This is a genomic window from Pseudomonas sp. GD03875 (assembly GCF_029840585.1).
Taxonomy (GTDB): Bacteria; Pseudomonadota; Gammaproteobacteria; order Pseudomonadales; family Pseudomonadaceae; genus Aquipseudomonas; species Aquipseudomonas paralcaligenes.
On the sequence record NZ_JAOCCV010000018.1, the window covers coordinates 30,105 to 43,031 of the forward strand.

Genomic DNA, 12,927 nt, shown 5'->3' on the forward strand with positions numbered 1-12,927 from the left:
CCCATCGAGAGGCGTGCGGCCCCCGCGGGTCGAAGGCGCGCAGGAAGCCCGGACTAACAAGATGGCAGTAAACCTCCCCCTGTTCCGTAAAAAATTCCCGTTGCTGGTAACCGGTGGCCTGCTGGCCCTGCAACCCCTGGCTGCGCCCCTCGTCATCGCTGCCGAGCAGTATGACTGCTCCGCCTCCGCCACCGGCGGCTGGGCCTGCTCGCCGAAGAGCAACGCCACCGCCCAGCTGCCGCGCCCGCAGCACAGCGCCTCGTCCGTCAGCACGCTGGCCGACGGCAGCGCCACCCAGCCGGCCAAGGGCCAGGCCCAGGGCGAACAGACCGTGCTGGTCACCGAGAGCGGTGGCCGCGCCCTGACCAGCCGCAGCGCCGACTACAGCCACCTGGACTGGGTGCCGCGCGAGAAGCTGACCAGCGCCCAGCTGGCGGAAGTCGGCCCCTACTGCGCCGGCGCCTACGTCGAGCCGCTGCGCCCGGGCATGAGCGACGGCACGCCGCTGGACGAGTCGCCCATGTTCGTCTCCGCCAGGGCCTCGCGCTACGAGCAGGAGAAGCAGACCGCCACCCTCGCCGGCGACGTGGTCCTGCGCCAGTCGAGCATGCAGATCGAGGCCAACGAGGCCAGCCTGCACCAGGCCGAGAACCGCGGCGAGCTGAAGGGCGACGTGCGCATCCGCGACAACGGCATGCTGGTGGTCGGCGACCGCGCCGAAATCCAGCTGGATAACGGCGAAGCCAAGGTCGAGAACGCCGAGTACGTGATCCACAAGGCCCATGTGCGCGGCAGCGCGCTCTACGCCAAGCGCGAGGAAAGCGCCATCATCCGCCTCAAGGATGGCACCTACACCCGCTGCGAACCGGGCAGCAACGCCTGGCACCTGAAGGGCAACAACATCAAGCTGAACCCGGCCACCGGCTTCGGCACCGCGACCAACGTGACGCTGCGGGTGAAGGACATTCCGGTGTTCTACACCCCCTACATCTATTTCCCGATCGACGACCGCCGCCAGTCCGGCTTCCTCGCACCGGGCATCAGCACCTCCAGCGACACCGGCTTCTCGCTGTCCACGCCCTACTACTTCAACCTGGCGCCCAACTACGACGCTACCCTCTATCCGACCTACATGGCCAAACGCGGCCTGCTGATGGAGGGCGAGTTCCGCTACCTGACCCGCAACACCGAGGGCCAGGTCGGCGGCGCATGGCTGGACGACAAGGAAGACGAGCGCGAGCAGCAGTCCGACTACGAAGACCAGCGCTGGATGTACAACTGGCAGCACCGCGGCGGCCTGAACGATCGCCTGCTGGCCGAGGTGGACTACACCGCCATCAGCGACCCCTACTATTTCCAGGACCTCAGCAGCGACCTGGAAAACCTCAGCACGCCCGACTTCCTCAACCAGCGCGGCACGCTGACCTGGCGCGGCGACAGCTTCACCGCCCGCCTCAACGCCCACGCCTACGAACCGACCAGCGTGATCGACGTCACGCCGTACGAGCGTCTGCCGCAGCTCACCCTGGACGGCCGGCTGCCGTTCAACCCGGCCGGACTGCGCCTGTCCTACAGCACCGAATACGTGCGCTTCGACCGCGACCTGCGCAGCGGCAACTTCGTCGACAAGGACGGCAACGTCGAGCCCTGGTACGACAACAACGTACGCGGCCTGGCCCGCGCCACCGGCGACCGCCTGCACCTGGAGCCGGCCATCAGCCTGCCCATGGAATGGACCTGGGGCTTCGTCAAGCCGACGCTCAAGTACGCCTACACCCAGTACGACCTGAAGCTGGACTCCACCGGCAAGGCCCAGGTCGGCGGCAGCTACGAAGACTCGCCCGACCGCAGCGTGCCAATCGCCAGCATCGACAGCGGCCTATACTTCGACCGCGACACCCAGCTGTTCGGCACCGCCTTCCGTCAGACCCTGGAGCCCCGCGCCTACTACCTGTACGTGCCGAAGGAAGACCAGGAAGAAATTCCCGTGTTCGACACCGGCGAGAACACCTTCAACTACGCCTCGCTGTTCCGCGACAACCGCTTCTCGGGCCGGGACCGCATCGGCGACGAGAACAAGCTGTCGCTGGGCGTGACCAGCCGCTGGATCGAGAACAACGGCTTCGAGCGCCAGCGCTTCAGCATCGGCCAGGCCATCTACTTCGATGACCGCAAGGTGCAGATGCCGGGCATCGACTACCGCACCCGCGACGATGCCACGGCCGACCTGTCGCCCTACGCGCTGGAGTACATGTACCGCTTCAACCGCGACTGGCACCTGACCTCAGACTTCAACTGGGACGGCGACAGCCACACCACCCGCTCCGGCAGCCTGATGTTCCACTACCAGCCGGAAGACAACCCGAACAAGGTGATCAACGCCGGCTACCGCTATCGCAACGACACCATCCGCTACGACCAGGCCAGTGGTACCTGGACCTACGGCAGCGACTTCGGCACACCGGGCAGTCCGAACTACATCAAGGACTACTACAAGATCCAGCAGCACGACTTCTCGGTCATCTGGCCGGTGGTGCCGCAGTGGAGCGTGATCGCCCGCTGGCAGCACGACTACGCCCGCAGCCGCACGCTGGAAGCCTTCGGTGGCTTCGAGTACGACAGCTGCTGCTGGAAGCTGCGCCTGATCAACCGCTACTGGATCGACTACGACGAAACCAGTCTCAACCCGGACACCAACGAAGAGCCGGACCGCGGCATCTTCCTGCAGATCGTCCTCAAGGGCCTCGGCAACGTGCTGGGCGGCAAGACCGACAGTTTCCTCGAGCAAGGCATTCAAGGTTATCGTGAACGTGAAGATCAAGCTTTCTGATTGTCTGCGCCCGCTGCTGCTGGGCGCAGTGCTCCTCGCTTCCGGCGCTCAGGCGCAATTCCAGTCCCTCGACCGCGTGGTCGCCATCGTCGACAACGACGTGATCATGTACAGCCAGTTGGACCAGCGCCTGCGCGAGGTCGAGCAGACCATCGGCAAGCGCGGCGGCCAGCTGCCACCGCAGGACGTGCTGCAACAACAGGTGCTGGAACGCCTGATCGTCGAGAACCTGCAACTGCAGATCGGCGACCGTTCCGGCATCCGCATCACGGACGAGGAACTGAACCAGGCGATGGCCAGCATCGCCGAGCGCAACAGCCTGACCCTCGACCAGTTCCGCGCCGCCCTCGCCCGCGACGGCCTGTCCTTCGAGGACGCCCGCGAGCAGATCCGCCGCGAGATGGTCATCAGCCGGGTGCGCCAGCGCCGGGTGGCCGAGCGCATCCAGGTCACCAACCAGGAAGTGCAGAACTTCCTCGCCTCCGACCTGGGGCAGATCCAGCTGTCCGAGGAATTCCGCCTGGCCAACATCCTGATCCCGGTACCAGAAGCAGCCTCGCCGGACGAGATCCGTGCCGCGGCGCAGAAGACCGCCCAGGTCTACGACAGCCTGCGTGGCGGTGCCGACTTCGCCCAGACCGCCATGTCCAGCTCCGCCAGCGAGAACGCCCTGGAAGGCGGCGAGATCGGCTGGCGCAAGTCCGCCCAGCTGCCGCCGGCCTTCGCGGAGATGATCCGCGGCCTGTCGGTCGGCGACATCACCGAGCCCGTCCGCACCCCCGGTGGCTTCATGATCGTCAAGCTGCTGGAGAAGCGCGGCGGCGACACTCTGGTGCGCGACGAAGTGCATGTGCGCCACATCCTGATCAAGCCCAACGAAGTGCGCAGCGAGGCGGAGACCCGCCGCCTGGTGGAGCGCCTGTACCAGCGCATCGTCGCCGGCGAGGACTTCTCCACCCTGGCCAAGAACTTCTCCGAAGACCCGGGCTCGGCGCTCAACGGCGGCGATCTCAACTGGATCGACCCCAACAGCCTGGTGCCGGAATTCCGCGAAGTGATGGCGAAGACGCCGAGCGGCCAGCTGTCCGAGCCGTTCAAGAGTCCCTATGGCTGGCACGTGCTGGAAGTGCTCGGCCGCCGCGCCACCGATAGCAGCGAGCAGTACCGCGAGCAGCAGGCGATGAACGTCCTGCGCAACCGCAAGTACGACGAGGAACTCCAGGCCTGGCTGCGCCAGATCCGCGACGAGGCCTACGTCGAGATCAAGCTCTGACGGCCTGATCGATCCGAAGGAGCCCGGCACCGCCGGGCTTTTTCTTGGGCGTAAGATACGCCAGCCACCGCCAGCACTCCCAACGAGGCCGCCCATGACCGCACCCCGCCTGTTTGCCCTCACCCCCGGCGAGCCCGCCGGCATCGGCCCGGACCTGTGCCTGCTGCTGGCCCGCGAGACCCAGCCCGAGGCACTGGTGGCCGTCGCCAGCCGCGCCCTGCTGGCCGAGCGCGCGGAACAGCTGGGCCTGAGCATCGAACTGCTCGAGGTCGGCCCCGGAAGCTGGCCGGAGGCCCCCGCACCAGCCGGCAGCCTGTACGTCTGGGACACGCCACTGGCAGCCCCCGTGACCGCCGGCCAGTTGGACGAGAACAACGCCGCCTATGTGCTGGAAACCCTGACCCGTGCTGGCAAAGGCTGCATCGACGGCACCTTCGCCGGGATGATCACCGCCCCGGTGCACAAGGGTGTGATCAACGAGGCCGGCATCCCCTTCTCCGGCCACACCGAATTCCTCGCCGAGCTGACCCACACCGAGCAGGTGGTGATGATGCTGGCCACCCGTGGCCTGCGCGTGGCCCTGGTGACCACCCACCTGCCGCTCAAGGACGTGGCAGCCGCCATCACCGCCGAGCGCCTGGCGCGGGTCGCACGCATCCTTCACACCGATCTGGTGGAGAAGTTCGGTATCACCCGCCCGCGCATCCTGGTCTGCGGTCTCAACCCCCATGCGGGCGAAGGCGGCCACCTGGGGCGCGAGGAGATCGAGGTGATCGAGCCGACCCTGGAGCGCCTGCGCGGCGAGGGCCTCGACCTGATCGGCCCGCTGCCGGCCGACACCCTGTTCACGCCCAAGCACCTCGAACACTGCGACGCGGTGCTGGCCATGTACCACGACCAGGGCTTGCCGGTGCTCAAGTACAAGGGCTTCGGCGCGGCGGTCAACGTCACTTTGGGCTTGCCGATCATCCGCACCTCGGTCGATCACGGCACCGCCCTGGACCTGGCCGGCAGCGGCAAGGTCGATACCGGCAGCCTGCGGGTGGCCCTGGAAACCGCCTACCAGATGGCCGCCAGCCGGCGCCAGGCATAGAAACATAGCCTGGATGCACGGCCCGGCTACCGGCCAGGGCTTGCCCGCGCTTTCCCTGTTAAACTGCGCCCCTTTCGCCTTGTCCGCCGTGGGCGCCAGCCCAAGGCCTGGAGCCGTACCGATGTCCGAATACCAACACCGCGCGCGCAAGCGCTTCGGCCAGAACTTCCTGCACGATGCCGGGGTGATCCACCGCATCCTGCGCGCCATCCACGCGAAGGAAGGTGAGCGCCTGCTGGAGATCGGCCCGGGCCAGGGCGCGCTGACCGAGGGGCTGCTGAGCAGCGGCGCGCAGCTCGACGTGATCGAACTGGACCTCGACCTGATCCCCATCCTGCAGGCCAGGTTCGGTAGCAACCCCAACTTCCGCCTCAACCAGGGCGACGCGCTGAAGTTCGACTTCGCCCGCCTGGACGCCGCGCCCCACAGCCTGCGGGTGGTCGGCAACCTGCCCTACAACATCTCCACCCCGCTGATCTTCCACCTGCTGGACAACGCGCCGCTGATCCGCGACATGCACTTCATGCTGCAGAAGGAAGTGGTCGAGCGCCTGGCCGCAGAGCCGGGCGGCGGCGACTGGGGCCGGCTGTCGATCATGGTCCAGTACCATTGCCGGGTGGAGCATCTGTTCAACGTCGGCCCCGGCGCCTTCAACCCGCCGCCCAAGGTCGACTCGGCCATCGTCCGCTTGGTCCCGCACGAGACCCTACCGCACCCGACGAGGGACCATCGTCTGCTGGAACGAGTCGTGCGCGAGGCCTTCAACATGCGCCGCAAGACCCTGCGCAACACCCTCAAGCAGCTGCTGCCGAACGAGGCCATCGAAGCCGCCGGCGTGGATGGCGGGTTGCGCCCCGAGCAGCTGGACCTGGCGGCGTTCGTCCGCCTGGCCGACCAGTTGGCCGAACGACAGGCCTCTGGCCAAACGGACTAAACTGCCTTTCCAGCCCGCCGAGTTCATCCCGATGGCCGATTCGCGTTACCAGATCGACGTCAGCGTCGAAACCCGCTACCTGCCGGAGCAGTCGACGCCGGAGCAGAACCGCTACGCCTTCTCCTACAAGGTCACCCTCCTCAACAGCGGCAGCCAGGCGGCCAAGCTGCTCAGCCGCCACTGGATCATCACCGACGGCGACGGCCGCGTGCAGGAAGTGCGCGGCGCCGGCGTGATCGGCCAGCAGCCGCACCTGGAGCCGGGGCAGAGCCATACCTACAGCAGCGGCACGGTGATGGCGACCAAGGTCGGCAACATGCACGGCAGCTATCAGATGCTGGCCGACGACGGCAAACGCTTCGATGCGCCGATCGCGCCGTTCCGCCTGGCCGTGCCGGGGGCGCTGCACTGATGGCGACCTATGCGGTGGGTGACCTGCAGGGCTGCCTGCAGCCCCTGAAGTGCCTGCTGGAACGGGTCGCCTTCGACCCGGCCAGGGATCGGCTGTGGCTGGTCGGCGACCTGGTCAACCGCGGCCCGCAGTCGCTGGAGACCCTGCGCTTCCTCTACGCCATGCGCGACTCGCTGGTCTGCGTGCTGGGCAACCACGACCTGCACCTGCTGGCCGCCGCCCACAACATCGAGCGGCTGAAGAAGAGCGATACCCTGCGGGAAATCCTCGAAGCGCCGGACCGCGGCGACCTGATCGAGTGGCTGCGCCTGCAGAAGCTGCTGCACCACGACGAGCAGCGCGACATCGCCTTGGTGCATGCCGGCATCCCGCCGCAGTGGACGCTGAAGAAGGCGCTCAAGCGCGCCGCCGAGGTCGAGGAAGCGCTGCGTGACGACGCCCGCCTGCCGCTGTTCCTCGACGGCATGTACGGCAACGAGCCCACCCGCTGGGACAGCGACCTGCAAGGCGCGGCCCGCCTGCGGGTGATCACCAACTACTTCACCCGCATGCGCTTCTGCACGGAAGACGGCGCCCTCGACCTGAAGAGCAAGGAAGGCCTGGACAGCGCCCCGCCCGGCTACGCGCCCTGGTTCAGCTGGCCCCAGCGCAAGACCCGCGGCCAGAAGATCATCTTCGGCCACTGGGCGGCGCTGGAGGGCAAGTGCGACGAGCCCGGCCTGTCCGCCCTGGACAGCGGCTGCGTGTGGGGCGGCAGCATGACCCTGATGAACGTCGACAGCGGCGAGCGCCACCTGTGCAGCTGCGAGGAGCAGAAATGAGCGAATTCAAACGCATTCCCCCGGAACAGGCCCAGGCCTTGCGCGAACAGGGTGCCGTGGTCGTGGACATCCGCGACCCGCAGAGCTTCGCCAACGGCCACATCAGCGGTTCCCGGCACCTGGACAACCACAGCCTGGCGGCCTTCATCGCCGCCGCCGACTTCGACCAGCCGCTGATCGTCACCTGCTACCACGGCAATTCCAGCCAGAGCGCCGCCGCCTATTTGGCACATCAGGGCTTTTCCGAGGTCTACAGCCTCGACGGTGGTTTCGAGCTGTGGCACGGCCAGTACCCCGATCAGGTATCCCGAGGCGAGGCCGAGTAAAAAAATTCGCGTGGCGCAAGCCGCGCCACACCCGGCCTGCAGGGTGCCTGTCGACGAATGGCAACCCTTTGTCACCCTTTCGCCACGCTTGACCCCACCGAAACCGAACTACTCTTAAGCCAAGGCCATCCAGAAGGGAGAGCCGGCACACCGGTTCCGGGCCATCGGTAGCGTCTTTGCGGTGTCTGGGGGATTTCCAAAGGCTGTACGGCCCCCTTGCGCGCACCCGCCCGAATGCCCCGCGCCGGCTCATTGCAAGCGAGCGAGGTGCAGTCATGAGTATATTCAGCCACTTCCAGCAACGATTCGAGGCGACTCGGCAGGAAGAATATTCCCTGCAGGAATACCTTGAGTTGTGCAAAGCGGATCGTAGCGCCTATGCCACGGCGGCCGAACGCATGCTGATGGCCATCGGCTCGCCCGAGCTGCTGGACACCTCGGCCGATCCGAGGTTGTCACGGATCTTCTCCAACAAGGTGATCCGCCGCTATCCGGCCTTCGCCGACTTCCACGGCATGGAAGAGTGCATCGACCAGATCGTGTCCTACTTCCGCCATGCCGCCCAGGGCCTGGAAGAGAAGAAGCAGATCCTCTACCTGCTGGGCCCGGTGGGCGGCGGCAAGTCCTCCCTGGCCGAGAAGCTCAAGCAGCTGATGGAGCATATTCCCTTCTATGCCATCAAGGGCTCGCCGGTGTTCGAGTCGCCCCTCGGCCTGTTCAACGCCGACGAGGATGGCCGGATCCTCGAAGAGGAATACGGCATCCCGCAGCGCTACCTGAGTTCGATCATGTCGCCCTGGGCCACCAAGCGCCTCAACGAGTTCGGCGGCGACATCAGCAAGTTCCGCGTGGTCAAGCTGCACCCCTCGATCCTCAACCAGATCGCCATCGCCAAGACCGAACCAGGCGACGAGAACAACCAGGACATCTCCGCCCTGGTCGGCAAGGTCGATATCCGCAAGCTGGAGGAATTCCCGCAGAACGACGCCGACGCCTACAGCTACTCGGGCGCGCTGTGCCGGGCCAACCAAGGCCTGATGGAGTTCGTCGAGATGTTCAAGGCGCCGATCAAGGTGCTGCACCCGCTGCTGACCGCCACCCAGGAAGGCAACTACAACAGCACCGAGGGCCTCGGCGGCCTGCCCTACAGCGGCATCATCCTGGCCCACTCCAACGAATCCGAGTGGCACAGCTTCCGCAACAACAAGAACAACGAGGCGTTCATCGACCGCATCTACATCGTCAAGGTGCCCTACTGCCTGCGCGTCACCGACGAGATCAAGATCTACGACAAGCTGCTCACCCACAGCTCGCTGGCCAACGCCCACTGCGCGCCGGACACCCTGAAGATGCTCGCCCAGTTCTCCACCCTGTCGCGCCTGAAAGAGCCGGAGAACTCCAACATCTACTCGAAGATGCGCGTCTACGACGGCGAGAACCTCAAGGACACCGATCCCAAGGCCAAGTCGATCCAGGAATACCGCGACAGCGCCGGCGTCGACGAGGGCATGAACGGCCTGTCGACCCGCTTCGCCTTCAAGATCCTGTCCAAGGTGTTCAACTTCGACCCGCACGAGATCGCCGCCAACCCGGTGCACCTGCTCTACGTGCTGGAACAGCAGATCGAGCAGGAGCAGTTCCCCGCCGAGGTGCGCGAGCGCTACCTGCGCTACATCAAGGAATACCTGGCGCCGCGCTACATCGAGTTCATCGGCAAGGAAATCCAGACTGCCTACCTGGAGTCCTACAGCGAGTACGGCCAGAACATCTTCGACCGTTACGTGCTGTACGCCGACTTCTGGATCCAGGACCAGGAATACCGCGATCCGGAGACCGGCGAGATCCTCAACCGCGTGGCCCTCAACGAGGAACTGGAGAAGATCGAGAAACCGGCCGGCATCAGCAACCCGAAGGATTTCCGCAACGAGATCGTCAACTTCGTGCTGCGCGCCCGGGCCAACAACAACGGCAAGAACCCCACCTGGCTCAGCTACGAGAAGCTGCGCGTGGTGATCGAGAAGAAGATGTTCTCCAACACCGAGGACCTGCTGCCGGTCATCAGCTTCAACGCCAAGGCCAGCAAGGAGGATCAGCAGAAGCACAACGACTTCGTCAAACGCATGGTCGAGCGCGGCTACACCGAGAAGCAGGTACGCCTGCTGTCCGAATGGTATCTGCGGGTTCGCAAGTCGCAGTAAGAGCAGCCGCAAGCTGCAAGCCTCAAGCGGCAAGAAAGAGCAACGGTACACGCCGCTCCGCCCTAACTTGTAGCTTGAAGCTTGTCGCTTGAAGCTGCCCCGAAGGGGACTCCTATGAGCTACGTCATCGACCGGCGTCTGAACGGCAAGAACAAGAGCACGGTGAACCGCCAGCGCTTCCTGCGGCGTTACCGCGAACACATCAAGAAGGCCGTCGAGGAGGCGGTCAGCCGGCGCTCCATCACCGACATGGAGCACGGCGAACAGATCAGCATCCCCGGCCGCGACATCGACGAGCCGGTGCTGCATCACGGCCGCGGCGGACGGCAGACCATCGTTCATCCGGGCAACAAGGAATTCAACGCCGGCGACCGCGTGCAGCGCCCCCAGGGCGGTGGCGGCGGGCGCGGCTCCGGGCGGGCGAGCAACTCCGGTGAGGGGATGGACGAGTTCGTCTTCCAGATCACCCAGGAAGAGTTCCTCGACTTCATGTTCGAGGACCTGGAGCTGCCCAACCTGATCAAGCGCCACCTGACCGGCGCCGACACCTTCAAGACGGTGCGCGCCGGCATCAGCAGCGAGGGCAATCCTTCGCGCATCAACATCGTCCGCACCCTGAGATCGGCCCATGCCCGGCGCATCGCCCTGTCCGGCTCCAGCCGCGGCAAGCTGCGCGAGGCCAAGGCCGAACTGGAGCGCCTCAAGCGCGAGGAACCGGACAACTTCGGCGATATCCAGGAAATCGAGGCGGAAATCGAGCGCCTCAGCGCGCGCATCCACCGCGTCCCGTTCCTCGACACCTTCGACCTCAAGTACAACCTGCTGGTCAAGCAGCCGAACCCCAGCTCCAAGGCGGTGATGTTCTGCCTGATGGACGTCTCCGGCTCCATGACTCAGGCCACCAAGGACATCGCCAAGCGCTTCTTCATCCTCCTGTACCTGTTCCTCAAGCGGAACTACGAGCGCATCGAGGTGGTGTTCATCCGCCACCACACCAGCGCCAAGGAAGTGGACGAGGAGGAGTTCTTCTACTCCCGCGAGACCGGCGGCACCATCGTCTCCAGCGCGCTCAAGCTGATGCAGGAGATCATGGCCGAGCGCTACCCGGTCAACGAGTGGAACATCTACGGCGCCCAGGCCTCGGACGGCGACAACTGGAACGACGACTCGCCGGTGTGCCGGGACATCCTGATCAACCAGATCATGCCGTTCATGCAGTACTTCACCTACGTCGAGATCACCCCGCGCGAACACCAGGCGCTGTGGTACGAGTACGAGCAGGTCGGCGAATCCTTCGCCAAATCCTTCGCCCAGCAGCAGCTGGTCTCCGCCGCGGACATCTACCCGGTGTTCCGCGAGCTGTTCCAGCGCCGCCTGGTCACCTGAGGGCAGCACCATGAGCGCAGCCGAGAAAAGACGCCAGCCGATCTCCACCGGTTCGGAATGGACCTTCGACCTGATCCGCACCTACGACCGCGAGATCGCCCGCATCGCCGAGCGCTACGCGCTGGACACCTACCCCAACCAGATCGAAGTGATCACCGCCGAGCAGATGATGGACGCCTACGCCTCGGTGGGCATGCCGCTGGGCTATCACCACTGGTCTTACGGCAAGCACTTCCTGGCCACCGAGAAGGGCTACTCGCGCGGACAGATGGGCCTGGCCTACGAGATCGTGATCAACTCCGATCCCTGCATCGCCTACCTGATGGAAGAGAACACCATGTGCATGCAGGCGCTGGTGATCGCCCACGCCAGCTACGGCCACAACAGCTTCTTCAAGGGCAACTACCTGTTCCGCACCTGGACCGACGCCAGCTCGATCATCGACTACCTGGTGTTCGCCAAGCAGTACATCATGCAGTGCGAGGAGCGCCACGGCATCGACGCGGTGGAGGAACTGCTGGACTCCTGCCACGCCCTGATGAACTACGGGGTGGACCGCTACAAGCGCCCCTACCCCATCTCCGCCGAGGAGGAGCGGCGCCGGCAGAAGGACCGCGAGGAGCACCTGCAGAAGCAGATCAACGACCTCTGGCGGACCATCCCGAAGAGCGCCAGCAAGGGCCATGAGCAGGACAACAAGCGCTGGCCCGCCGAGCCGCAGGAGAACATCCTCTACTTCCTGGAGAAGCACGCGCCGCTGCTGGAACCCTGGCAGCGCGAGGTGGTGCGCATCGTGCGCAAGATCGCCCAGTACTTCTACCCGCAGCGCCAGACCCAGGTGATGAACGAGGGCTGGGCCACCTTCTGGCACTACACCCTGATGAACGACCTGTACGACGAGGGCCTGGTCACCGAGGGCTTCATGATGGAGTTCCTACAGTCGCACACCGGGGTGATCTACCAGCCCGGCTTCGACAGCCCCTACTACAGCGGCATCAACCCCTACACCCTGGGCTTCGCCATCTACAGCGACATCCGCCGCATCTGCGAGCACCCCACCGAGGAGGACAAGCGCTGGTTCCCGGACATCGCCGGCAGCGACTGGCTCTCCACCCTCAAGTTCGCCATGCAGAACTTCAAGGACGAGAGCTTCATCCTGCAGTTCCTCTCGCCCAAGGTGATCCGCGACCTCAAGCTGTTCAGCGTGCTCGACGACGACCAGCAGGACGAACTGCTGATCCCCGCCATCCACGACGAGCCGGGCTACCGACAGATCCGCGAGACCCTGGCCGCCCAGTACAACCTGGGCAACCGCGAGCCCAACGTGCAGATCTGGAGCGTCGACCGCCGCGGCGATAGGTCACTGACCCTTCGCCACCAGCAGCACGACCGCAAACCTCTGGGCGACTCCACCCAGGAGGTGCTCAAGCACCTGCACCGCCTGTGGGGCTTCGACATCCATCTGGAAAGCATGCGCGGCGAGCAGATCATCGGCGTGCAGCACGTGCCATCCCGCACCGAGCAGGACAGCGACAACGAATACCCGCGCCTGGACCTGGCGATACCGCCGATCTAGCAATGGCGGGCCCTGCCCGCGCGAGCAGGCCCGCTGACGTGGCGTTTTCGCTTATCCTCCGCCGCAACGGAGGAATCG

The 12,927-nt window shown here is 65.4% G+C and carries 10 protein-coding genes; all 10 read left to right on the plus strand.

The window, feature by feature from the left end:
• Window positions 1-61: 61 nt before the first annotated feature.
• The 10 genes from N5D30_RS16335 to N5D30_RS16380 all read left to right on the plus strand — a co-directional run bounded on the left by N5D30_RS16335 (window position 62) and on the right by N5D30_RS16380 (window position 12,849).
• Window positions 62-2,830: an LPS-assembly protein LptD gene (locus tag N5D30_RS16335; RefSeq protein WP_279909784.1), complete on the plus strand. Its 2,769-nt coding sequence runs from the start codon at window positions 62-64 to the stop codon at window positions 2,828-2,830.
• Window positions 2,811-4,103: a peptidylprolyl isomerase gene (locus tag N5D30_RS16340; RefSeq protein ID WP_279909785.1), complete on the plus strand. Its 1,293-nt coding sequence runs from the start codon at window positions 2,811-2,813 to the stop codon at window positions 4,101-4,103. The genes N5D30_RS16335 and N5D30_RS16340 overlap by 20 nt, the downstream gene beginning before the upstream one ends.
• A gap of 94 nt (window positions 4,104-4,197) precedes the next feature.
• Complete coding sequence (gene pdxA, locus N5D30_RS16345) at window positions 4,198-5,196, plus strand: 4-hydroxythreonine-4-phosphate dehydrogenase PdxA (RefSeq protein WP_279909786.1); 999 nt, start codon at window positions 4,198-4,200, stop codon at window positions 5,194-5,196.
• 121 nt (window positions 5,197-5,317) lie between these two features.
• The gene (rsmA, locus tag N5D30_RS16350) at window positions 5,318-6,130 is read left to right on the plus strand and encodes a 16S rRNA (adenine(1518)-N(6)/adenine(1519)-N(6))-dimethyltransferase RsmA (protein WP_279909787.1); all 813 of its coding nucleotides are present in this window, start codon (window positions 5,318-5,320) and stop codon (window positions 6,128-6,130) included.
• A gap of 31 nt (window positions 6,131-6,161) precedes the next feature.
• Window positions 6,162-6,542 (plus strand): Co2+/Mg2+ efflux protein ApaG, encoded by a 381-nt coding sequence (apaG, locus tag N5D30_RS16355; RefSeq protein WP_220813806.1) that lies wholly within the window; start codon window positions 6,162-6,164, stop codon window positions 6,540-6,542.
• Complete coding sequence (locus tag N5D30_RS16360; protein WP_279909788.1) at window positions 6,542-7,363, plus strand: symmetrical bis(5'-nucleosyl)-tetraphosphatase; 822 nt, start codon at window positions 6,542-6,544, stop codon at window positions 7,361-7,363. The genes apaG and N5D30_RS16360 overlap by 1 nt, the downstream gene beginning before the upstream one ends.
• Window positions 7,360-7,689 carry a thiosulfate sulfurtransferase GlpE gene (glpE, locus tag N5D30_RS16365; RefSeq protein WP_279904564.1) on the plus strand — a complete coding sequence of 110 codons (330 nt, stop codon included), beginning with the start codon at window positions 7,360-7,362 and terminating at the stop codon, window positions 7,687-7,689. Before N5D30_RS16360 ends, glpE begins: the two co-directional genes overlap by 4 nt.
• A gap of 275 nt (window positions 7,690-7,964) precedes the next feature.
• Window positions 7,965-9,887 (plus strand): PrkA family serine protein kinase, encoded by a 1,923-nt coding sequence (locus N5D30_RS16370; protein WP_220813803.1) that lies wholly within the window; start codon window positions 7,965-7,967, stop codon window positions 9,885-9,887.
• A 114-nt stretch (window positions 9,888-10,001) separates the two neighbouring features.
• Window positions 10,002-11,273 carry a YeaH/YhbH family protein gene (locus tag N5D30_RS16375; RefSeq protein ID WP_220813802.1) on the plus strand — a complete coding sequence of 424 codons (1,272 nt, stop codon included), beginning with the start codon at window positions 10,002-10,004 and terminating at the stop codon, window positions 11,271-11,273.
• Between the two features lie 10 nt (window positions 11,274-11,283).
• Window positions 11,284-12,849 carry a SpoVR family protein gene (locus N5D30_RS16380; RefSeq protein ID WP_279909789.1) on the plus strand — a complete coding sequence of 522 codons (1,566 nt, stop codon included), beginning with the start codon at window positions 11,284-11,286 and terminating at the stop codon, window positions 12,847-12,849.
• The last annotated feature ends 78 nt before the right edge of the window (window positions 12,850-12,927 follow it).

What these genes read in the sequence shown, in the direction of transcription:
- N5D30_RS16335 (WP_279909784.1), top strand. Translation starts at nt 62, where the DNA reads ATGGCAGTAAACCTCCCCCTGTTCCGTAAAAAATTCCCGTTGCTGGTA.
- pdxA (WP_279909786.1), top strand. Translation starts at nt 4,198, where the DNA reads ATGACCGCACCCCGCCTGTTTGCCCTCACCCCCGGCGAGCCCGCCGGC.
- rsmA (WP_279909787.1), top strand. Translation starts at nt 5,318, where the DNA reads ATGTCCGAATACCAACACCGCGCGCGCAAGCGCTTCGGCCAGAACTTC.
- apaG (WP_220813806.1), top strand. Translation starts at nt 6,162, where the DNA reads ATGGCCGATTCGCGTTACCAGATCGACGTCAGCGTCGAAACCCGCTAC.
- N5D30_RS16360 (WP_279909788.1), top strand. Translation starts at nt 6,542, where the DNA reads ATGGCGACCTATGCGGTGGGTGACCTGCAGGGCTGCCTGCAGCCCCTG.
- glpE (WP_279904564.1), top strand. Translation starts at nt 7,360, where the DNA reads ATGAGCGAATTCAAACGCATTCCCCCGGAACAGGCCCAGGCCTTGCGC.
- N5D30_RS16370 (WP_220813803.1), top strand. Translation starts at nt 7,965, where the DNA reads ATGAGTATATTCAGCCACTTCCAGCAACGATTCGAGGCGACTCGGCAG.
- N5D30_RS16375 (WP_220813802.1), top strand. Translation starts at nt 10,002, where the DNA reads ATGAGCTACGTCATCGACCGGCGTCTGAACGGCAAGAACAAGAGCACG.
- N5D30_RS16380 (WP_279909789.1), top strand. Translation starts at nt 11,284, where the DNA reads ATGAGCGCAGCCGAGAAAAGACGCCAGCCGATCTCCACCGGTTCGGAA.